18 protein-coding genes are annotated in these 20,601 nt (G+C 73.3%); 8 read left to right on the top strand and 10 right to left on the bottom strand.

Features of this window, described 5'->3' with window-relative positions; genetic code table 11:
• Positions 1-5: 5 nt before the first annotated feature.
• A complete protein-coding gene (locus ACZ6BG_RS38095; protein ID WP_469010686.1) occupies positions 6-911 on the top strand; it encodes a HAMP domain-containing protein in 906 nt (301 codons plus the stop codon).
• On the opposite strand, the gene ACZ6BG_RS38090 is transcribed toward ACZ6BG_RS38095, so the two are convergent.
• Both ACZ6BG_RS38090 and ACZ6BG_RS38085 read right to left on the bottom strand, forming a co-directional pair.
• Complete coding sequence (locus ACZ6BG_RS38090) at positions 859-1,656, bottom strand: VTC domain-containing protein (protein ID WP_469010684.1); 798 nt, start codon at positions 1,654-1,656, stop codon at positions 859-861. The genes ACZ6BG_RS38095 and ACZ6BG_RS38090 overlap by 53 nt on opposite strands.
• Positions 1,653-2,270 (bottom strand): DUF4956 domain-containing protein, encoded by a 618-nt coding sequence (locus ACZ6BG_RS38085; protein ID WP_469010683.1) that lies wholly within the window; start codon positions 2,268-2,270, stop codon positions 1,653-1,655. Before ACZ6BG_RS38085 ends, ACZ6BG_RS38090 begins: the two co-directional genes overlap by 4 nt.
• Before the next feature lie 251 nt (positions 2,271-2,521).
• Between ACZ6BG_RS38085 and ACZ6BG_RS38080 the strand changes: the two genes are divergently transcribed.
• The 4 genes from ACZ6BG_RS38080 to ACZ6BG_RS38065 all read left to right on the top strand — a co-directional run bounded on the left by ACZ6BG_RS38080 (position 2,522) and on the right by ACZ6BG_RS38065 (position 7,606).
• Positions 2,522-3,121 (top strand): DJ-1/PfpI family protein, encoded by a 600-nt coding sequence (locus ACZ6BG_RS38080; RefSeq protein WP_469010681.1) that lies wholly within the window; start codon positions 2,522-2,524, stop codon positions 3,119-3,121.
• A 200-nt stretch (positions 3,122-3,321) separates the two neighbouring features.
• Positions 3,322-3,759, top strand: coding sequence for a MarR family winged helix-turn-helix transcriptional regulator (locus tag ACZ6BG_RS38075; RefSeq protein WP_469010858.1), 438 nt, complete (start codon positions 3,322-3,324; stop codon positions 3,757-3,759).
• A gap of 119 nt (positions 3,760-3,878) precedes the next feature.
• Positions 3,879-5,858 (top strand): serine/threonine-protein kinase, encoded by a 1,980-nt coding sequence (locus ACZ6BG_RS38070; protein WP_469010854.1) that lies wholly within the window; start codon positions 3,879-3,881, stop codon positions 5,856-5,858.
• A gap of 179 nt (positions 5,859-6,037) precedes the next feature.
• On the top strand, positions 6,038-7,606 hold the full coding sequence (locus ACZ6BG_RS38065) for a PstS family phosphate ABC transporter substrate-binding protein (RefSeq protein ID WP_469010679.1): 1,569 nt from the start codon (positions 6,038-6,040) through the stop codon (positions 7,604-7,606).
• On the opposite strand, the gene ACZ6BG_RS38060 is transcribed toward ACZ6BG_RS38065, so the two are convergent.
• Positions 7,599-8,882, bottom strand: coding sequence for an adenylosuccinate synthase (locus ACZ6BG_RS38060; RefSeq protein ID WP_469010676.1), 1,284 nt, complete (start codon positions 8,880-8,882; stop codon positions 7,599-7,601). The genes ACZ6BG_RS38065 and ACZ6BG_RS38060 overlap by 8 nt on opposite strands.
• A 174-nt stretch (positions 8,883-9,056) precedes the next feature.
• Between ACZ6BG_RS38060 and ACZ6BG_RS38055 the strand changes: the two genes are divergently transcribed.
• Positions 9,057-9,905, top strand: coding sequence for a diacylglycerol kinase (locus ACZ6BG_RS38055; protein ID WP_469010674.1), 849 nt, complete (start codon positions 9,057-9,059; stop codon positions 9,903-9,905).
• 79 nt (positions 9,906-9,984) lie between these two features.
• Here the strand turns inward: ACZ6BG_RS38055 and ACZ6BG_RS38050 are convergent, their stop codons facing one another.
• Positions 9,985-10,398 carry a GbsR/MarR family transcriptional regulator gene (locus tag ACZ6BG_RS38050; RefSeq protein WP_469010851.1) on the bottom strand — a complete coding sequence of 138 codons (414 nt, stop codon included), beginning with the start codon at positions 10,396-10,398 and terminating at the stop codon, positions 9,985-9,987.
• A 243-nt stretch (positions 10,399-10,641) separates the two neighbouring features.
• Here ACZ6BG_RS38050 and ACZ6BG_RS38045 point away from each other — a divergent pair, with 243 nt between their 5' ends.
• A complete protein-coding gene (locus ACZ6BG_RS38045; RefSeq protein ID WP_469010673.1) occupies positions 10,642-11,562 on the top strand; it encodes an ABC transporter ATP-binding protein in 921 nt (306 codons plus the stop codon).
• Positions 11,559-13,130, top strand: a complete 1,572-nt coding sequence (locus tag ACZ6BG_RS38040; RefSeq protein ID WP_469010671.1) for an ABC transporter permease — start codon at positions 11,559-11,561, stop codon at positions 13,128-13,130. The genes ACZ6BG_RS38045 and ACZ6BG_RS38040 overlap by 4 nt, the downstream gene beginning before the upstream one ends.
• A 73-nt stretch (positions 13,131-13,203) precedes the next feature.
• Here the strand turns inward: ACZ6BG_RS38040 and ACZ6BG_RS38035 are convergent, their stop codons facing one another.
• From ACZ6BG_RS38035 to ACZ6BG_RS38010, 6 genes are all read right to left on the bottom strand, one after another.
• Positions 13,204-14,412: a cytochrome P450 gene (locus ACZ6BG_RS38035; protein WP_469010669.1), complete on the bottom strand. Its 1,209-nt coding sequence runs from the start codon at positions 14,410-14,412 to the stop codon at positions 13,204-13,206.
• A gap of 69 nt (positions 14,413-14,481) precedes the next feature.
• Positions 14,482-15,162, bottom strand: a complete 681-nt coding sequence (locus ACZ6BG_RS38030; protein ID WP_030363193.1) for a response regulator — start codon at positions 15,160-15,162, stop codon at positions 14,482-14,484.
• Positions 15,162-16,598 carry a sensor histidine kinase gene (locus ACZ6BG_RS38025; RefSeq protein WP_469010666.1) on the bottom strand — a complete coding sequence of 479 codons (1,437 nt, stop codon included), beginning with the start codon at positions 16,596-16,598 and terminating at the stop codon, positions 15,162-15,164. Before ACZ6BG_RS38025 ends, ACZ6BG_RS38030 begins: the two co-directional genes overlap by 1 nt.
• Before the next feature lie 531 nt (positions 16,599-17,129).
• Positions 17,130-18,110, bottom strand: coding sequence for an alpha/beta hydrolase (locus ACZ6BG_RS38020; RefSeq protein WP_469010664.1), 981 nt, complete (start codon positions 18,108-18,110; stop codon positions 17,130-17,132).
• 251 nt (positions 18,111-18,361) lie between these two features.
• Positions 18,362-19,684 (bottom strand): kynureninase, encoded by a 1,323-nt coding sequence (kynU, locus tag ACZ6BG_RS38015; RefSeq protein WP_469010662.1) that lies wholly within the window; start codon positions 19,682-19,684, stop codon positions 18,362-18,364.
• Complete coding sequence (locus ACZ6BG_RS38010) at positions 19,677-20,552, bottom strand: tryptophan 2,3-dioxygenase family protein (RefSeq protein ID WP_469010659.1); 876 nt, start codon at positions 20,550-20,552, stop codon at positions 19,677-19,679. Before ACZ6BG_RS38010 ends, kynU begins: the two co-directional genes overlap by 8 nt.
• Between the last annotated feature and the right edge of the window lie 49 nt (positions 20,553-20,601).

Below are 20,601 nucleotides of genomic sequence, written 5' to 3'. Positions count from 1 at the left end.
AGTGGGTGGCCCACGCGATCGGGCCCGTGCTCGCCTCGGCCGGGGAGCGGCCGACCGCCGAGCAGACCGTCGCCGGGGTCAATGGGGACGGGTTGCCCCGTACGTCGCTCGTCCTCGGGGACGGGACCGTCGTCGGGCCCGGCCACCGCTCCGGCGGCGGCGCCGTCACCGACGCCGTGCGGCTCGCCCGGACCGGGCGGGCGTTCACCTATGAGCCCTCGGGCGGCGGGCGGCAGGTGCTCGTGCCCGTACACGGGGCCGCCGACGGCACCGCCGTCGTCCAAGTCACGCTCACCGAGCGGCAGTTGTACGCCGGTACGCTCACGTCCTGGCTCGTGCTCGCCGGGATCGGGGTGGGGCTCGTACTGCTCGGGCTGCTGCTGGCCGACCGGCTCGGGGCGCGGCTCGTGGGGGCCACGCGGGGGCTTGCCCGGACGGCGGACCGGCTTGCCGCCGGGGATCTCACGGCTCGGGCCGTGCCCGACGGGCCGCCGGAACTGCGGCTTGTCGCCGGCGTTTTGGCGGCCGTTGGCCGAGGATCAGGGCCGGGGGCTTCTGGTGGACGTCCCGGTGCGTGGTGGACCCGAACGTCAGGGGCACCGTCGGTCTGGGCTGTGCCCACCCGTGCCGCCCCTGGCGGCCCAGCTGCCCACAGCGAGTACAGGCAACGGACCGGACAGTCGCCGCCCTCCGGACGAGCCCGAAGAGATACCCGTCCCCGCCCCCCGGACGAACTCTCCGCCGCCCGTGGCGCCAGTGGGGACGGGTCCACCGGGCTGGGGCTCGACATCGCGCGGCGGACCGCCGAGGACGCGGGCGGCGGCTTCGCCATCGCGAGCGGCCCGACCCGCGTCACCCTCACCTTCCCGCTCGCGGGAACACCGTCCGGACCGCCCGCGCCCACCGGTTGACGCCGAGGTCGGGGCGGACGGCCGCGAAGCCGCCGCAGTACTTGGTGAACTCGGCGGCGCGCAGGCCGTAGCGGTGCAGGACCCGGTCGGCCTCCGTGAGGCGGCCGCGGGTCTTGGTCTCGACGAGGACGAGGCCGCTGTCGGCCGCGGCGGTGCGGCCCGTCGCCACGTCCCGCACCACGAGCGCCGCGTCGCACGTCACGCGCTGGCCGTCGGCGACGAACGTGGCGCGGCGGTAGTCCGTGACGAGGGAGGGGGTGAGTCCGTGTGGGGCCTCGATGCCGTACGACCCCCTCAACACCCCGGCGAGGAAGCCCCGTCGGGTGTCGTCGAGGGCGTGGTCGGTGCCCTCCATCCGCTGCCGGTGCTTGACGGTCTCGCCGCGCCCGGTCTTCAGCTTGATCTCGAACTGCCGCTCCCCGCTGTCCTGATAGAGCCGTTCCCGGACGCGGTAGCGGAGTCTGCGGCCCTGGCGGTGGTCGTGGTAGGTGCGCAGGGCGGGGGTGTCGTAGTACGTCGAGAGGTAGCCGAACGAGCGGCGGCCGCCGATGCTCAGCGCGCGGAACGCGCCGCCCGCGCGGCGCGGGTCGGTGAGCAGCGCCGCGAAGTCCTCGAAGATGTCGACGGGGACCAGATAGCTGTGGTCGTAGCGGGCGAGCAGTTCCGCGCGGACGTTCAGCTCGTCGAGCGAGACGGGGTGCGCGGCGAGCGCGGCACGGCTCAGGGCACGTACGGCGGGTTTCACGCGGCCTCCTTGGCGTACGGCGGGGTCACTCGTACGAACTCCCCATCGTGGGCCATTGGTTCCGGCTGACGGAAGCGGACTTCCAGCACCATGAGGTCGCGTACGTAGTCGACCTCCTGGACCGTCCAGCCGAGCGGTTCGCCGAGGCGCCGGGCCAGCTCGGCGCGGAGGGCGTCCTCGTGCCGGTACACCGCGTCGAGGGTCACCACGGCGCAGCGGTCGCGGGCGTACAGGCGCGGGTGGTCGCCGACGTACATCACCAGGAGCAGCACGCCCGAGAGGCCCGCGGCCAGCGGCAGCGAGAGCCCCGGGAGCCCGCACAGCAGGCCGAGGACGAGCGTCGTGAAGTAGTACGCGACCTCCTGGTGGCGTACCGAGTCGGAGCGGAGCCGGACGATCGACAGGACGCCGAAGAGCCCGAACCCGAGCGCGAGGCCGCCGCCGCCCGACGCCTCCGACAGAGCCGCGACGACCGCGAACAGCGCGACGTTCAGGGCGAGATAGGCAGGCACCAGCTCGCGCCTGCGGTGCCGTGGGCAGAACACGGCGAAGGTCAGCAGCGAGACGGCCACGAGGTCGAGGCCGAGGTGTGCGGAGAGGGTCGAGATGTCCATGGGCGGGACGTTAGGGAGGGGCGGGTTAAGGGGGCTGCCGGTGAGGGTTAAGCGCGGCGGCGAGGATCGCGCGCCCGGAATCAATTGACAGCACACTGTCGACATGACAGCATCCTTACAACGCAGCACGCAGCACGCAGCACGCAGCACGCAGCACGCAGCACGCAGCACGCAGCACGCAGCACGCAGCACGCAGCACGCAGCACGCAGCGCCGCTGACAACGCCACCGAGTGACACCATGGAGGACACCATGAGCGCCACGACCACCGCCGTTCACCTCGCCGTCTACGACGCCCTCGCCGACTGGGAGACGGGCTACGCCACCGCCTACCTCGCCCGCGCGGGCCACACGATCCGTACCGTCGCCGCCACCCGCGAGCCCGTCACCACCGTCGGCGGCGTCCGCATCCAGCCCGACCTGACCCTCGACGAGCTGCGCCCCGAGGACAGCGAGTTGCTGATCCTGCCCGGCGGGGACCTGTGGGACACGGGCGACTCGCTCGCCCCGTTCGCCGCCGCGGCCCGCACGTTCCTCGACTCGGGCGTGCCCGTGGCCGCGATCTGCGGGGCCACGGCGGGGCTCGCCAGAGAGGGGCTGCTCGACGACCGGGCGCACACCAGCGCGGTGTCGTTCTACCTGGACGCGACCGGCTACAAGGGCGCGGACCGGTACGTCGAGACCGACGCCGTCACCGACGGCGACCTGATCACGGCCGGACCGACGGAGCCGGTGGCGTTCGCCCGCGAAGTCCTCAAGCGGCTGGGCGCGTTCGAGGGCGAGAAGCTGGACGCCTGGTACCGGCTGTTCCACGACTCGGACCCGACGGCGTACGAGACGCTCGCGTCATGAGCCGCGCGGAGCAGGCCGGTCGGCCCACGAACGGGGGGCCGACCGGCCGGGGCACGAGCGACGAACGGGCCGCCGCGGTCGACGGCGGCCAGCCGGGCGACAGCGGTCCGCCGGACGACAGCGGTCCGCCGGACGACAGCGGCCGGCCGGTCGTCAACGTCACCGTCGGCGAGGGCGTCGTCGGACGCCCCGAGCAGGATCTGCTCACCCGCACCGCCCTCGGCGTCTTCCGGCTCAACGGCCAGTTCCTCACCGTCTCCGAGGAGATGGCCCGCCCGGCCGGACTCACCGCTGCCTGGTGGCAGGTGCTCGGCGCGGTCCTGCGCGAACCGCAGCCCGTCGCCGGGATCGCCCGCACCATGGGAATCACCCGCCAGAGCGTGCAGCGCGTCGCCGACCTCCTGGTCCAGCGCGGACTCGCCGAGTACGCCCCCAACCCGGCCCACCGCCGCGCCAAACTCCTCCGCCCCACCGACGAGGGACGCGCCGCCGTCCAGCGCATCCAGCCGGCCCACGCGGACCTCGCCACCCGCCTCAAGGAAGCCCTCGGCGAGGAACAATTCACGCAAACGGCCCAGGCATTGGAACGCCTCTCCGAGGCCCTCGCGAGGCTGGAGGCCGCCGTTACGCAACCGTAGAGGTAAGCCCGGGGCACCCCTCCCACCACGGCACTATCCTCGGTCTGTCGCACCGCGATGTACGCGAGGTCGCCGCACCGCGGTGGCTGAAAATCAGGGGGAGGGCGGCGCCGATGGCCATGGAGAAACTCGGCCCGGGGGATCCGCAGCGGATCGGTGCCTACCGGCTGCTCGCGCGGCTCGGTGCGGGCGGTATGGGGCAGGTGTATCTGGCGCGCTCCGATCGCGGGCGCACCGTCGCGGTCAAGCTGGTCCGTGAGGAGCTTGCCGCGCAGGACGAGTTCCGGGGGCGGTTCCGGCAGGAGGTGGGGGCCGCGCGGCGCGTCGGCGGGGCGTGGACCGCGCCGGTCCTCGACGCCGACACGGAGGCGGACATCCCGTGGGTCGCCACGGGGTACGTCGCCGGGCCCTCGCTCCAGGCCGTCGTCTCGCACGACCACGGGCCGCTGCCCGAGCGGTCCGTGAACATCCTCGCCGCCGGGCTCGCCAACGCCCTCAAGGACATCCACGCGGCCGGGCTCATCCACCGCGACCTGAAGCCGTCCAACGTCCTCGTCACCATCGACGGTCCCCGCGTCATCGACTTCGGGATCGCCCGCGCCCTGGAGACCGTCACGGACGGGGGGCTCACCCGGACCGGGGCGCTCGTCGGCTCGCCCGGCTTCATGGCGCCCGAGCAGGTGCGCGGGGATCGCGTCACCGAGGCCTGCGACATCTTCTGTCTCGGGTCCGTCCTCGCGTACGCCGCGACCGGGGCGCTGCCCTTCGGGACCGCCAACAGCGGTGTGCACGCGCTGATGTTCCGCATCGCGCAGGAGGAGCCCGACCTGGAGGCCCTGCCCGAGTCGCTGCGCGACCTCGTCGGGCACTGCCTCGCCAAGGCGCCGGGCGATCGGCCGTCGCTGGACGAGATACTCGCCCGGACCGGGGCCGAGGACACCCTCTCCGAGGGCAAGTCCCTGGAGCCCTGGCTGCCCGGGGCCCTCGTCGCCCAACTGGGTCGGCACGCCGTGCAGTTGCTGGAGATCGAGGAGCCGGAGGGGGCGGCCGGGGGCACATCAGGTTCCGGTGAGCCCGCACCGGGGGCCGACGCGGGGGCAGCACCCGGAGGGGCAGGAGCGGCTGCGGCAGGAACTGCGGGAGCAGCGGGAGCCGGGGCAGGCGCAGGCGCGGCCGCCGCTTCGGCGCAGGGCGCCCCCGACCCCGGGCCCGCCGCACCCCCCGGGCAGCCCACCCCCGCCACCCCGTCCGGCCAGGACACCCCGCCCCCGCCCGGCGCCCCCGGCCACGCCCCCGTCAACCACCTCCCCACCATGGTCAGCGGCCTGCCCCCGGCCCCGACGGCCGCGCCGGCACCCGCCCACACCCCCACTCCCGCCCCCACGCCCACCCACTCCCCCGCGTACGCCTATCCGCACCAAGCCCCCGGCTACGGATATCCGCACCCCCATCAGCCCCCGTACGGCTCCACCCCGCCGTACGGCCCCACACCCCCGTACGGCCTCCTCGCCGGAGAGCCGCAGCGGCGCAGCGGGCGGTCCACCGCGCTGCTCGTCGCCGTGGCGCTGATCGTCGCGCTCGGCGCGGGCGGCACCGTGTACGCGACGATGAAGGGGGACGACGACCCGAAGGCGCGTGGCGGGGGTGACGGGAAGAACCGGGAGAGCAGCGCGCCGGAGACGCCCGGCTCGCCGTCGGAGTCCGACTCCGGGCCGACCCCCTCGCCGTCCACGTCCGCCGTCTCGGACAAGACGGTGCCGGACAAGTTCCTCGGCACCTGGAACAGCACGGTCAGCGGCGACGCCGGGCTCAGCACGCGCCGGCTGACCCTTCAGCAGGGCGATAAGGGCGACACCGTCCTGTCCATGACGGCCGACGGGCCGTTGGAGGGCGGCGGCACCTACCACTGCGTGTTCCGGGGCGAGTTGGAGTCAGCGAGCGAGGGCCGACTGACCATCGGCCCGACCCGGGTCACCGTCGGCGGGCCCCCGGCGTGCACCCCCGGCAAGCCGACCGTGATCACGATCCTGCCGAGCGGCGAACTCCACCGCGTCGACACCGACGGCACCCGCGCCCTGACGTACACCAAGGGCAGCTGACGTACACCAGGGGCGGCTGGCGTACACCAGGGCAGCTGAGGCGAAGGGCGACTGGCAGGCAAGGGCAACCCGCCCGTACGACATGCCAGTTGAACCACTCACGAACGTCCGGCGGCGGAACGGCGAAGTCCCCCGCCGTGGCGTTCCCCGCTCCGGGGGCGCCTCCGTAGCGTGCGGGCGTGAACTGGTTGAGCCCCGAGAACGTCGTCGCCGTATCGACCGCCGCGCTCGGGCTGCTCGCCACGATGGGGGCCATCTGGTACGAGCGCCGGGTGCCGCGGCGCAAACGGATCGGCTATCGCGTGCAGATGGACACCGCGATCGGCGACAACATCCGCACGGGCGGGGCGAACGCGCGGCTCGGGCTCTTCGACGAGACGCCCGAGATGTCCGACGCCACGCTGGTGCTGCTTCGCGTGGAGAACGACGGGTCGCAGTCCATCAGCGACGCCGACTACACGGGGCGGGCGCTGCACGGTCTGACCGCCGTGTTCACGGGCCGCACCGTGCGCGGCCTCGCCGTCACCGCGCAGGCGGGCGCCGACCATCTGATGGAGCACTTCACCCCGGCGGCCGGGCTGCGCTACGACGGCTCGACGCTGCACATCCCGCGCGTCCCGCTGAACCGCGGCCAGCACTACAAGCTGCTCGTCCTGCTCACCGGCGGCGCCGTCGGCCGCGAGATCACCGTGTCCGGCGGCATCCAGGCGGGCGAGGTGCAGCCCAACAGGTCCACCACGCCCGACGACAAGCCGCCGCTGTTCAGCCGCCCCGCGAAGGTCCTGACCGCCCTGCTCACCGCGTCGGTGGTCACGCTGGCCGCGATGATCCTGGTGGGCGAGGACGACCCGACGCCGATCGAGTGCGCCACGGGGCGGTTGACCGTCGTGGGGTCGACGGCGTTCCGGCCCGTCGCCGAGGAGCTGAAGGAGAAGTACGAGGACGACTGTCCGGGCGCCTCGATCAGCGTCAGCGCGCACGGCAGCACGGCGGGGATACGGGAACTCGACGCGTCGGGCGCCGATGCGGCCCGGTCCGCGAGGAAGTCGCCGTCGCTGATCGCCCTGTCCGACGGGCCCAAGTCGGACGGCTATCCGCGGCTCGTCGAGCACCGCGTGGCGGTCTCGGCGTACGCGCTCGTCGTCAACGACGGGGTGCGGCTGCGGAATCTGTCGCTGAAGGACGTGCGGCGGCTGTACCGGGGCGAGATCAGGAACTGGAAGCAGCTCGGCGGGGCCGACCAGGAGGTCGTCCTGGTCAGCCGCGGGTCCAGCTCCGGCACCCGCGACACCCTGCAACGCCGCCTGCTCGACGGCGACTTCGAGATCAAGGCCTCGTCCAACGACTGCGTGCGCAAGGACGACGCCCGCGCCCCCGTGATCCGCTGCGAACTCGACTCCACCGAGCAGGTCCTCGACGCCGTCGGCCGCATCCCCGGCGCCCTCGGCTACAGCGAGCTGCGCGCCGCCGCACGCCTCAAGGGCCTGCACCGGCTGTCCCTCGACGGCAGGCAGCCGTCCACGGACGGCCTCACCGAAAGCGGCGGCTACCCGTACCGCGAGATCGAGTACGCCTACACGTACGGGCAGCCGCCCGCCGACTCGCTCGCGGCCGGTTTCCTCGCGTACGCGCGCGGCAGTGGCCAGGACGTGATCCGCGTCCATGGCCATCTGCCGTGCGCGACACCGGAGGGACTGCGCGCCTGCGCCGAACTCCCGGACCAGGCGCGCCGGTCGGCCGCTAGATGAACGAGTTGATCTCGATCGTCTCGTCGCGGCCCGGGCCCACACCGATCGCCGAGATCGGCGCGCCGGACATCTCCTCCAGGGCCTTCACATAGGCCTGCGCGTTCTTCGGCAGGTCGGCGAAGGTCTTGGCCTGGGTGATGTCCTCGGACCAGCCCGGCAGCGTCTCGTAGATGGGCTTCGCGTGGTGGAAGTCCGTCTGGTTGTACGGGAGTTCCTCGACGCGCTTGCCGTCGATCTCGTACGCGACACAGACCGGGATCTGCTCCCAGCCGGTGAGGACGTCCAGCTTGGTGAGGAAGAAGTCCGTCAGGCCGTTCACACGGGTCGCGTAGCGGGCGATCGGGGCGTCGAACCAGCCGCAGCGGCGGTCACGTCCCGTGGTGACACCGCGCTCGCCGCCGATGGTGCGCAGCGCCTCGCCGTCCTTGTCGAACAGCTCGGTCGGGAACGGGCCCGCGCCGACACGCGTGGTGTACGCCTTCAGGATGCCGATGACACGGCTGATCTTCGTCGGGCCCACGCCGGTGCCCGTGCAGGCGCCGCCCGCGGTCGGGTTCGACGAGGTGACGAAGGGGTACGTGCCGTGGTCCACGTCCAGGAGCGTGCCCTGGCCGCCCTCGAACAGGACGACCTTGTCCTCGTCGAGCGCGTTGTTGAGGATCAGCGTGGTGTCGGCGACGTAACTCTTGATGTTCTCGCCGTGCTCCAGGAGCTGCTCGACGATCTGCTCGGCCTCGATGGCGCGGCGGTTGAACACCTTCGTCAGGAGCTGGTTCTTCTGCTCCAGGGCCGCTTCGACCTTCTGCTTCAGGATCGACTCGTCGTAGAGGTCCTGGACGCGGATGCCGGTGCGGTTGATCTTGTCGGCGTACGTCGGGCCGATGCCGCGGCCGGTCGTGCCGATCTTCCGCTTGCCGAGGAAGCGCTCGCCGACCTTGTCGACCGTCACGTTGTACGGCGTGATGATGTGCGCGTTACCGCTGATCAGCAGCTTCGACGTGTCGACGCCGCGCTCGTTCAGACCGCTCAGCTCGGAGAGCAGGACCGACGGGTCGACGACGACTCCGTTGCCGATGACCGGGACACAGTCCGGCGAGAGGATCCCGGAAGGGAGGAGATGCAGCGCGTACTTCTGGTCGCCTACGACAACCGTGTGGCCGGCGTTGTTGCCGCCCTGGTAACGCACTACATAGTCCACGGAGCCACCGAGCAGGTCGGTGGCCTTTCCCTTGCCTTCGTCACCCCACTGAGCACCGAGCAGCACGAGTGCGGGCACAGGCGTACACCCCTTCCGGGCGGGGCATGTCCAAGGTCAGGGGCCACAGCGACAGGCCGTCGGCCGCCGATGTGGGTGTGCCTTGGTTGCCCCGGAATAGACGAAGCCCCTGGCGCAATAGCGCAAGGGGCTCTTGCACAAAGATGCTACCCGAGACCTAAAGAAAGGGCGCACGTGTCGTCTCGCGACCAGCTTCTGGTGGTCATCGACCCGGTCGCCCGGCGCACGGACGGGGAGTCCGTGCGCATCGCCAAGGACGTGCTTGGCGCGGGCGCGGGCGTCAGGGTGTGCCTGCCTGAAAGCCCCGAGGAATTCACGAAAGCGCTGGTCAGGCGAGGGGCACGGCGGCCCGTCGTGGTGGGCGACGATACCGCGCTGCTGCGCGCGGTCGGTGCGCTGCACCGGGAGCGGGCGCTCGCGTCCGCCGTGCTCTCCGTCGTTCCCGTCGGCTCCGCCGTCCGCATTGCCCGGGGCCTCGGGGTGCCCGCCGGGGCGGTCGCCGCGGCGCGGGCCGTCCTGGAGGGGGCGCCCCGGCGGCTCGATCTGCTCGTGGACGACCGGGACGGGGTGGTCCTCGGGGATGTGCTGATTCCGCCCGTGGGGGCGGTGGCGGGCGGCGGGGGCGGCGCTCCGGGGGCCGATCCCGGCGAGGCCGGGGGCGGGGAGCGGCATCCGTGGCTGCGGACCTGCCAGTCGCTCGTACGGACGCTGGCCGTGCGGCCCTCGCGGGTGCCCGGTGGTCCTTCGCGGCTGCGGGTCGAGGCCGACGGGGTGACGCTGGTGGACCTCGACCAGCCCGTCGAGGGGGTGCGGGTGCGGCCCGGCGGGGCGGGGTTCGCGCGGGTCGAGGTGCATCCGGCGTCCGTCGGGGCGGAGGTCGCGCCCGTGCGGGCGCGGGCGCGGTCGGTGACGGTGTCGGGGCCGGACTTCCGGTACCGGGCGGACGCCGTCGTCACCGGGCCGGTGCGGAGCCGGACGTGGCACGTCCGGGCGCAGGCCTGGGGGCTGGTGCTGCCGCGCTGAGGTGCCGCTCGCGGTCAGCGGGGCGGGCACAGCGGGCGACGGGGGTCAGCGGGGCGGGCACAGCAGCGGGCGACGCGGGTCAGCGGGGCGGGCCGAAGAGGGACTCCCTGTGGGTGCGCCAGCGGGTCATCATGCCTGCCAGTTCCCCCTGGACGAACTCGAAGAAGGCGAGGGTCTCCTCCAGGCGGTGGCCCGCGGGGGAGTCCGGGCCGAGGCTCGCGATGCCGTCGCGCAGGGCGGTCTCCCAGCGCTTGAGGACGGAGTCCCGGTTGGTCAGCGCCTCGTACCACTGGTTGCTGTGCACCCGGAAGATGTCGCGCCGCGAACCGGGCTCCCGCTCGCGGGCGACCATGTACTGCTGGGTCAGATAGCGCACCGCCCCCGACACCGCCGCCGGGCTCACATGCAGCCGCTCCCCCAGCTCGGCCGCCGTGAGCGCGCCGGACTCGGAGGCGAGGAGCGCGGCGAAGACGCGTGCGGGCATGCGCGGCATCCCGGCCCAGACCAGCTGCGCGGCGAACTGCTCGGTGAACCGGGACGCGGCCGCCAGGTCCTCCGTCGGGCCCTCTGCCAGGTCCTCCGTGCGCGCCTCGTCGGGCCCGTCCGCACGGCCCGCCGCCGTGTCCTTCTCGTCCGTGCTCATCCCTGGATCATCTCCCCTGCTCGCCCCGGCCCTCCCAAGTTTATACAGTTCCTTAACTTCACAAATTTGTGAAAGAAGCGTACGTTCAAAAACATGACGAAGGCAATCACCGTCTCCGGGCTGCACAAGTCGTTCGGCCGGACCCACGCGCTGGACGGCCTCGACCTCGACGTCGAGCGCGGTGAGGTCCATGGCTTCCTCGGGCCCAACGGGGCCGGCAAGTCCACCGCCATCCGCGTCCTGCTCGGCCTGCTGCGGGCCGACTCCGGCGCCGCGCAGCTCCTCGGCAAGGACCCCTGGCACGACGCCGTGGAACTGCACCGGCGCCTCGCGTACGTACCGGGAGACGTCACCCTGTGGCGCAACCTCTCCGGCGGCGAAGTCATCGACCTGTACGGCAGGCTGCGGGGCGGCCTGGACCAGGAGCGGCGGGCCGAGCTGATCGAGCGGTTCGAGCTCGACCCGACGAAGAAGGGCCGCGCCTACTCCAAGGGCAACCGCCAGAAGGTCGCCCTGGTCGCCGCGTTCGCGTCGGACGTCGAGCTGCTGATCCTCGACGAGCCGACGTCCGGCCTCGACCCGCTGATGGAGGAGGTCTTCCAGAGCTGCGTGGTCCGGGCCCGCGAGGAGGGCCGTACCGTCCTGCTGTCCTCGCACATCCTCAGCGAGGTGGAGACCCTCTGCGACCGGGTCAGCATCATCCGCAGGGGCAGCACCGTCGAGTCCGGCTCCCTGGCGGACATGCGTCACCTCACCCGCACCAGCGTCCGCGCCGAACTCGCGGGCGAGCCGGCCGGGTTGTCCGGGCTGCCGGGCGTGCACGGCCTGGAGATCGAAGGGCACCGCGTGGCGCTCCAGGTCGACACCGACAAGCTGGACGCCGTCCTGCGCGCCCTGACCGACTCCGGCATCCGCACCCTGACCAGCACCCCGCCCACCCTGGAGGAGCTGTTCCTGCGGCACTACCAGGAGGACGTGGGGCCGACGCGTGCCGAAGGGGCGATGGCGCGATGACCGCCGTCACCGGCACCCGGCCGCTGCTGCGCCTGGCGCTGCGCCGCGACCGCGTCATCGTCCCGGTGTGGCTCGCCGTCATCGCGACGATGGTCCTGAGCATGCCGAACACCCTCAAGGAGGTGTACGGCACGGCGGCCCAGCGCGCCGACCTGACGGACTCGCTGGCCACCAACGCCTCCCTGCGCGCCCTCTACGGCCCGGTGTTCGACGAGTCCTACGGCGGGCTCACGGCGTGGCGCGTCGGCACCTTCGCCGGGGTGTTCGCCGCCGTGATGAGCCTCGTCATCGTCGTACGGCACACGCGTGAGGAGGAGGAGTCGGGGCGCCAGGAGATGATCTCCTCGGCCATGGTCGGCCGCCGCGCGCCCCTGACGTCGGCGCTGCTCACGGCGCTCGTCGCGAACGCGCTCCTCGGCCTGCTCGTCGCCGTCGGACTCGCGGGCGAGGGCGGCTCGGGGGCGCTCTCGCTGGGGCTCGGCATCGCCGGGGTGGGCATGGTGTTCGCCACGATGGCGGCGATGGTCGCCCAGTTCACGGAGAGCGCCCGGCTCGCCAAGGGCCTCACGTCGGCGCTGCTCGGCGCGGCGTTCGTGCTGCGCGCGGCGGGCGACTCGGCGACGGCCGACGGCTCCTCGCTCCTGACCTGGCTGTCCCCGGTCGGCTGGCTGGAGAACCTGCGCTCCTTCGGCGCCGAACGGTGGTGGGTGCTGCTGCTCTTCGCGGGCGCCATCGCCGTCCAGACCATCGGGGCGTACGAACTCGCCGGGCGCCGCGACGTCGGCATGAGCTTCCTGCCGTCCCGGCCGGGCCCCGCGCACGGCCGCATCGGCACGGCGGGCGCCCTCGCCCGGCGGCTGCAGCGCGGCGCCGTCATCGGCTGGAGCCTCGGCTTCCTCGCCGCCGGAGTCGTCTTCGGCGGGATGACGGAGGGCGCCACCGACCTGGTCGGCGACAACGAGAACACCCGCGAGATCTTCGAGCGCATGGGCGGCCAGACCGGCCTCACCGACGCCTTCCTCGCCGCGATCGTCGGCATCATCGGCATGGTCGGCGCGCTCTACATCGTCGCCTCGGTGCTGCGGCCGCACGGCGAGGAGACCTCGGGGCGCGCCGAGCCGGTCCTCGCGAACGCGGTGGGCAGGCTGCGCTGGGCGGCGGGCCACCTCGTCGTCGCCTTCGCGGGTGCCGCGCTGATCATGCTGCTCGCGGCCTGCGGGCTCGCCATCGGGTACGGGCAGGACTTCGGGCCGATCGTCGGCGCCTGCCTGGTCCAGCTGCCCGCGATCTGGCTGATCGGCTCCCTCGCGGTGCTGCTGCACGGCGTATCGCCGCAGCTGGCCGTCGGCGCCTGGGGCGCGGCGGGCCTAGCCCTGCTCATCGGCTGGATCGGCCCCGCCCTCGACGTACCGCAGCCGGTCATGAACCTGTCGCCGTTCTCGCATCTGCCGAAGCTGCCGGGACAGGACATGGCGTGGAGCCCCGTACTGCTGCTCACGGCGGTGGCGGTGGCCCTCACGGCGGCCGGGCTCGTGGGGCTGCGCCGCCGGGACCTGGCGACCGGCTGACGCGCCGGGGCGCCCCGTGGGCCGCCGCAGCACGGGGACCGGCGGCCCCCGGCCACTCCCTCCCGCGCGCCCCTCAGCAGCTCACGATCAGCTCGCCGAGCCCCCGCATCACGAAGTTCGGCCCGCGCTGCGGCTCGGCGGCGAGCCGCAGCCGAGGGGCCCGGCGCAGCAACGCCCTCAGCGAAGCGGCCAGTTCGACGCGGGCGAGCGGCGCGCCGACGCAGTAGTGGATGCCCGCGCTGAAGGAGATGTGCGGGTTGTCGGCGCGGGCCAGGTCCAGGGTGTCCGGGGCGGCGAACGCGGCCGGGTCCCGGTTGGCGGAGCCGAAGAGCAGCGCGACCTCGCTGCCGCGCGGGACGACCGTGCCCCCGACCTCGATGTCGTCGAGCACCCACCGCTCGAAGAGCTGCAACGGGGTGTCGTAGCGCAGCAGTTCCTCGACGGCCGTGGGCAGCAGTCGCTCCGGCTCCGCGCGCAGGGCGGCGAGCTGTTCCGGGTGACTGAAAAGAACGTTCCACCCATTGGCCGTGGCGTTGACGGTGGCCTCGTGGCCCGCGTTCAGGAGCAGCACGCAGGTCGAGATCATCTCCTGCTCGCTGAGACGGTCGCCCTCGTCGTGGGCGGCGATGAGCGCGCTGATCAGATCGTCGCCGGGCTCCTTGCGCCGCGCGGCGATCAACTCCCTCAGATACGCCGAGAACTCCACCGAGGCGCGCACGGCCCGGGCCGCCGTCTCCTCCCCCGGGTTCAGCTCGTACATCCCGCAGATGTCCGCCGACCAGGGCCGCAGCGGCCCCCGGTCCGCCTCCGGGATGCCCAGCATCTCGGCGATCACCGCGACGGGCAGCGGCTCGGCGACCCGCGCCACCAGATCCCCGCCCCCGTCCGCCACGAGCCCCCGCACGAGATCGTCCGCGAGGCCCTCGACGTACGGGCGCAGCCGCTCCACCGTGCGCGGTGTGAACGCCTTCGCCACCAGGCGGCGGACGCGGGTGTGCGCCGGGGCCTCCAGGTCGAGCATGCCGTGGTCGTTGAGGACGTGGAACGGCTCGTGCTCGGGCGGCGGCGCCTGGCGGCCGAACTCCTCGTGGCTGTACCGGTGCAGATACGTGCGGCCGAGGCGGCGGTCGCGCAGCAGGGCGGCGACGTCCGCGTGGTGCGGGATCAGGTACTGGCGGCTGGGTTCGAAGTAGTGCGCGCGGCCCCGGGCGCGCAGGGCGGCGTACGCGGGGTAGGGGTCCGCCACGAACTCGGGCGACCAAGGGTCGAAGGGGGCGTCCATGCCGGGACGTTAGCCCCGCGCACCCCGCCTGACCAGCCCCCTCCTCGGCCCGGCCCGGCCGGCGCCCCCTCAGCCCGGAGTGACCAGCCGCGCCTCGTACGCGAACACCGCCGCCTGGGTGCGGTCGCGCAGGCCCAGCTTCACCAGGACCCGGCTGACGTGCGTCTTGATCGTGGACTCGGCGACGACGAGACGGGCGGCGATCTCCCCGTTCGACAGGCCCTGCGCGATGAGCACCAGGACCTCCGTCTCGCGTTCGGTCAGCTCGCCGTACTGTGCCTGCGCCTGCGCGGACGCGGCGAGCCGGGGGTTGTCCGACAGCTTCGAGAACTCCGTGATCAGGCGGCGGGTCACGCTCGGCGCGAGCAGGGCCTCGCCGGAGGCCACCACCCTTACGCCGTCCGCGAGTTGGCGGGCCGACGCGTCCTTGAGCAGGAAGCCGGACGCGCCCGCGCGCAGCGCCTGGTACACGTACTCGTCCAGGTCGAACGTCGTCAGGACGAGCACCTTCGTCTCGACCCGGGCGTCCGCGACGATCTCGCGGGTCGCCTCGATGCCGTTCAGCTCCGGCATGCGGATGTCCATCAGGACGACGTCCGGGGCGAGCTCACGGACCCGCTCGACGGCCTCGCGCCCGTTCACCGCCTCGCCGACGACCTCGATGTCCGGCATCGCGTTCAACAGCACGGAGAAGCCCTCGCGGACCATCATCTGGTCGTCGGCGATCAGGACGCGGATGGTGCGGTTCATCAGGCGTGGCCTCCGGCGGGCTTGTCGAGGGAGAGTGGCCGTGTGACGGCCGGGGACGAGGGCTCGGCCTTCGGCGACCCCGGCCCGGTCGGCCCGGTCCGGACGTCGGCCGCCTCCGGGGCGCTGCCCGCGTCCGCCGACCTCGGGGCGTCCACCGGCACCGGCAGGAACACCGTCACCTCGTACCCCCCGTCCGCCGTCGGCTCCGCCGTCATGCCGCCGTCCAGCATCGACACCCGCTCCCGCATCCCCGTGATGCCGTGCCCCGCGCCCGGCGAGGGCTTCACCGACTCCGTCGGCGGCCCGTTCACGATCCGCAGGCCGAGCCCGCCGAGGACATAGCCGATCTCCACCCGGGCCGTCGCGCCCGGCGCGTGCCGCAGGCTGTTGCTGAGCGCCTCCTGCACGATGCGGTACGCCGACAGCTCCACGCCCTGCGGCAGCTCGCGGGCCGCGCCGGTGACCGCCTTCTCCACGGCGAGGCCGGTGCCGCGCACGTTGTCGAGCAGCCGGTCGATGTCGGCGAGGGTGGGCTGCGGGGCGTCGGGGGCCTCGTAGTCCTCCGCCCGGACGACGCCGAGGACGCGGCGCAGCTCCGTCAGGGCGATCACCGCGTTCTCGCGGATCGTCGCGAAGGCCTGCTCCAGCTCCGGCGGCGGGTTCTCCACGCGGTACGGGGCGGCCTCCGCCTGGATCGCGACCACCGACATGTGGTGGGCGACCACGTCGTGCAGCTCGCGGGCGATGTTCGTGCGCTCCTCGAGGAGCGTGCGCCGGTCCCGCTCCACGGCGGTCACCGTGCGCTCGGCGACGACCTCGCGGCGGGTGTGGGAGTTCACGGCGGCCAGGCTGACCAGAGTGATCGCGACGCCGCTGACCACGGCGAGGGGGCCGCTGTTGGAGGAGTAGCTCGACCCGGCGCCGTCCGCGAGGAACGAGTACACCGTCGTGAGGACCCACATCCAGGCCGCCGTGCGGGGGCGGGTGCGGGCCGCGACCACCATCATCACCAGGGTGTGACCCACGAAGGAGCCCGGCGACCACGGGTAGTCGCCGCCGCCGGCCACCACCGCGAGGAACGGGGTCACCGCCAGGGACAGCCACCACGCGAAGACCGGGCGCACCAGGGTCAGGGCCACCGTGGCCGCAGGGACCAGCGACGCCAGGACCTCGACCAGGTCGTTGCCGCCGTAACCGCCGGACATCCCCGCGTACGTGATCATCACCGTGAACGCGGCCATCGCCAGGACCACCGCGTGCGGGAACCACACGGCGAGCCTGCGTATCCGTCCCGGCAGCCACTGCACCATCGGGGCGTCGGCGCGCAGCGGGGGCAGGGGGCGGTAGGCGAAGGCGTCGTGGAAGAGGTCCGTGCGCAGGCCCTGGAGGGCGTTCTGCGCGAGGTGGAGCTCTGGGCTGCGCGTTTTCTCGGTCACGCGATAAACGGTACGGGGCGGGGGGTCGGCCCCGCGTCCCCTCCGGGACGGGTTCGGGGAGGTCCGTCGTAGGTACTACGTGGGGGGGTGGGGCCCTCGCGGGGGCGCCCCAGTCCCACCCCTTCTCCGAAACCATGGGCTCCGCCCCTGGACCCCGGGGGCAGACGTCCCCTCCTGGTGGACCAGTCCTCCCCCGAATCGGCGCTCCGCGCCTCGTCCTCAAACGCCGGACGGGCTGAAAACTCCGCCGGGCGGGCCGGAGAGGCGCTGTGGGGCGCGGGGAAAGGGGCGCTGCGGGGAAGGGGTGAAGCGGTGCTGCGGGGAAGGGGGGAAGCGGCGCTGCGGCTGGGCGGGAGGGGGCTGTGGCGTGGGGACGTTTCGGGGCTGATGGTGCCGGGCTTTTGGGTGGCCCGGGAGAAGTCAGGGCGGGTGGGTGGGAGAGAGCCCGTCCGGCGACTGAGGACGAGGCGCGGAGCGCCGATACGGGGGCGCCCCCGTCCCACCCGCACGGGACGGGGGGGGCGAGGGCGATCAGAAGGCGAGCTGGGCGATTTCCTCCGCGACCACCGCGCACGCGTCCGCCGCCGGGTCGATCAGCGGGAAGTGGCCGACGTCCTCAAGAAGCGTCAAGCCGACCACCTCACCGGCCTTGGCCGCCGCGTCCGCGTAGGCCTCGGAGACGGCCTGCGGCACGACGATGTCCGTCCGTCCCTGGACGACGGTGGTGGCGATCCCGGTGGGCAGCAGCGCCGCCGGATCCGCGTGCGCGACCCGCTCCTCGAACCGCGCGTCGGCATCACCGGCGTCCACGCCGGACCGGGCGGCGCCGAGGAACTGGCGTACCGCACCGGAACACACCCCCAGCTCGTCCGCCACCCGCAGGTCCCCGATCGGGGCGAGCGCCACCACACCGCGCAGCGGGGCAGGCCGCTCCCGGTGCCACGGCGAGCCCTCCGGCAGGACGTGCCGGGCCGCGGCCCACAGCGCGAGATGCCCGCCGGCCGAGTGCCCGGTCAGGACGACCCGGTACGGGTCGGCCATGGGCAGCGCCGTACGGACGAGCTCGGGCAGGGAGTCGAGCGCGGCGGCCACGTCGTCGAGGGTGTCGGGCCAGCGCCCGGCGACGGGCCCCGCATCGCCCTGCTCCGGGGCGAGGCCACCCTGGGCGGGGACGAGGCCGTCCTGCGCCGGGGCAAGACCACCCTGCGCCGGGACAAGCCCACCCGAAGCACCCCTCCGGTACTCGACGCTGGCCACGGCGAACCCCCGCCGGGCCAGGAAGTCCGCGAACGGTGACACGTGCGCGCGGTCGTACGGAGCCCGCCACGCGCCCCCGTGCAGCACCACGACGAGCGGCGCGGCCCGCTCGGCGGCGCCGCGCGGGGCGTAGAAGTCCACGACCTGGTCCGCGTGCGCGCCGTACGCGGCGGTGGCGTCGGGCCGGACCGCGGGATGCGCGAACGCGGAATCCTGCTCGGCGGCATCGCGAGCCACGGCGGCGTCGTCCGGCATGCGGCAACCCTCTCAAACTCGGTCAGCGGCGCCCGTCGGCCACCGAAGGCAACTGCCCAGCAGCAACTCTCCGGCAGCCGACGGGCGTTCGTACCATGATCCAGATTTGCCGGACGGTATCAGGATCCGACCGACATCCGTGCCGCAGGGCCCACGCACCGCCCCATCCAGCGACCCCACGGCACTCTCCCCGACTACAGTCGGCCACGGGCGGCCGCAGGCGACTGCAGGCGACAGCCGACCACGGGCGGCTACAGAGAACCTTCCGACCCCCCGGGCGCCTCCGCCAGCGTCTCCGCCAGGACCCACGCGGCCCGCTCCGCGTCGGCGAACGACACGTACAGCGGCGTGAACCCGAAGCGCAGCACGTCCGGCGCGCGGAAGTCGCCGACCACGCCCCGCCCGATGAGCCGCTTCATGACGTCGGCGGCGTCCGGGCAGCGCAGCGCGATCTGGCTGCCCCGCTCGGCGTGCGCCTCGGGCGTGACCGACTCGACGCGGCCCGCGGGCACGTACGCGGCGACGCACTCCAGGAAGAAGTCCGTCAGAGCGAGGGACTTGGCGCGCACGGCCGCCATCGACACGCCCTCCCACACGTCGAGCGCGGCGTCGAAGGCGAGCAGCGACAGGATGTCGGGGGTGCCGACACGGCCGCGTACGGCGTCGGCGGCCGGTTCGTACTCGGGCCGCATCCCGAAGGGCTCGACGTGCGAGTTCCAGCCGGGCAGCGGCGAGTCGAAGTGCGGCTGGTGCTCCCGGCGCACGTACAGGTACGCGGGCGAACCGGGGCCGCCGTTCAGGTACTTGTAGGTACAGCCGACAGCCAGGTCCACGCCCTGCTCGTCGAGGCCGATGGGCAGCGCGCCCGCCGTGTGGCACAGGTCCCACACGACGAGGGCACCCGCCGCGTGCACGGCCGCGGTCAGGCCGGGCAGGTCGTGCAGGCGCCCCGACTGGTAGTCGGCGTGGTTGAGCAGGACGGCGGCGGTACGCGGACCGAGCGCGCCGGGGACGTCCGCCGGGGCGACGGGGATCAGACGGCAGCCGGTGAGGCGGGCCGCGGACGCGGCGATGTACCCGTCCGTGGGGAAGGTCGTGGCGTCAACGACGAGTTCGTCGCGCCCCTCGTCCGGGGAGGTCCCGTCCCCGCCGCGCCGACGGGCGATGCGCACGGCCGCCACCAGCGCCTTGAAGATGTTGACGCTCGTCGAGTCGGCGACGACGACCTGCCCGGGGGCGGCGCCGACCAGCGGGGCGAGCCGGTCGCCGATCCGCTCCGGCGCGGTCCACCAGCCGCTCTCCTCCCAGGAGCGGATGCGCATCCGCCCCCACTCGCGGGTGATGACGTCGACGACACGCGCCTCGACGCCCCGGGGCAGCGCGCCCAGCGAGTTCCCGTCCAGATAGACGGTGTCGTCGAGCACGAACTCCGCCCGCTTGTGGGCGAGTTCGTCCTTCCCGTCCCGTACGGCGGCGGCGTCGACGAGCCGCGCACGCTCCGCCACGAGGGCCACCTCCGACACCTCCGACACCTCCGACACCTCGGCCACCTCCGACCTCCTTGCCTCAGACATGGCTGCGCGCCGTCCACAGCTCGGGGAACACGTTCTTCGCGGCCCGTTTCTCCAGCCAGGCCACCCCGGCGGAGCCGCCCGTGCCGGTCTTGGAGCCCATGGCGCGGCGGGTGGCGACCAGGTGGTCGTTGCGCCATCGCCAGACCAGCTCGCCGACGTCGGTCAACGCCTCGCCGAGCCGGGCGAGTTCGGCACCCTCGTCCCCGGCGTACAGAGCCGTCCACACGGCCTCGACCTCGGGCGAGGGCTCGTACTTGCGGGAGATGTCGCGATCGAGGACCGCGGCCGGTATCGGGTGCCCGCGCCGGGCGAGGAGCCGCAGCACCTCGTCGTACAGGCTCGGCTCCTGGAGCGCCTTCTCCAGCTCGGCGTGCACGCGCGGGGCGCCGCGGTGCGGCACCAGCATGGACGCGGACTTCTCACCGAGCAGGAACTCCATGCGCCGGTACATCGCCGACTGGAAGCCGGAGCCCTCGCCGAGCGCGCCCCGGTAGGAGTTGAACTGGGCGGGGGTGAGCTGCCCGAGCGGCTTCCACGAGTGGTTCAGGGCCTCCAGCTCCCGCACCGACCGCTTCAGCGCGGCGATCGCCACCGGCACGTCGTCCTCGCGCAGGGCGCGCGCGGCGGTCTCCCACTCGTGGACGATGACGGTGAACCACAGCTCCATCACCTGAGTGGTGACGAGGAAGACCATCTCGCCGGGGTCGTCGGACCGCAGGTGCTGGAGGTGGGTGAGGACGTCCGCCTGGACGTAGTCCTCGTAAGGGGTGGTGCCTGCGAAGTCGAGGTTCGGGCTGTCCGGGCTCTCGCCGTCCGCCACCGCGGACTGGCGGCCGGGCTCGTGCGCCGCGTGCGCCTCGTGGGACATCGCTGTCTCCTAGATGCGTACTCCGGGTAGCGGTCCGCCCCTGCCGGTA

The organism is Streptomyces sp. NPDC041205 (assembly GCF_055591765.1).
This window is presented reverse-complemented; position numbering and strand designations above follow the sequence as displayed.

Bases quoted from the DNA above. Each gene is read 5' to 3' on its own strand.
- ACZ6BG_RS38020 (WP_469010664.1), bottom strand. From the start codon at position 18,110: ATGCCGGACGACGCCGCCGTGGCTCGCGATGCCGCCGAGCAGGATTCC.
- ACZ6BG_RS38050 (WP_469010851.1), bottom strand. From the start codon at position 10,398: ATGCCGCGCATGCCCGCACGCGTCTTCGCCGCGCTCCTCGCCTCCGAG.
- ACZ6BG_RS38085 (WP_469010683.1), bottom strand. From the start codon at position 2,270: ATGGACATCTCGACCCTCTCCGCACACCTCGGCCTCGACCTCGTGGCC.
- ACZ6BG_RS38010 (WP_469010659.1), bottom strand. From the start codon at position 20,552: ATGTCCCACGAGGCGCACGCGGCGCACGAGCCCGGCCGCCAGTCCGCG.
- ACZ6BG_RS38080 (WP_469010681.1), top strand. From the start codon at position 2,522: ATGAGCGCCACGACCACCGCCGTTCACCTCGCCGTCTACGACGCCCTC.
- ACZ6BG_RS38035 (WP_469010669.1), bottom strand. From the start codon at position 14,412: ATGGACGCCCCCTTCGACCCTTGGTCGCCCGAGTTCGTGGCGGACCCC.
- kynU (WP_469010662.1), bottom strand. From the start codon at position 19,684: ATGTCTGAGGCAAGGAGGTCGGAGGTGGCCGAGGTGTCGGAGGTGTCG.
- ACZ6BG_RS38045 (WP_469010673.1), top strand. From the start codon at position 10,642: ATGACGAAGGCAATCACCGTCTCCGGGCTGCACAAGTCGTTCGGCCGG.
- ACZ6BG_RS38040 (WP_469010671.1), top strand. From the start codon at position 11,559: ATGACCGCCGTCACCGGCACCCGGCCGCTGCTGCGCCTGGCGCTGCGC.
- ACZ6BG_RS38030 (WP_030363193.1), bottom strand. From the start codon at position 15,162: ATGAACCGCACCATCCGCGTCCTGATCGCCGACGACCAGATGATGGTC.
- ACZ6BG_RS38070 (WP_469010854.1), top strand. From the start codon at position 3,879: ATGGAGAAACTCGGCCCGGGGGATCCGCAGCGGATCGGTGCCTACCGG.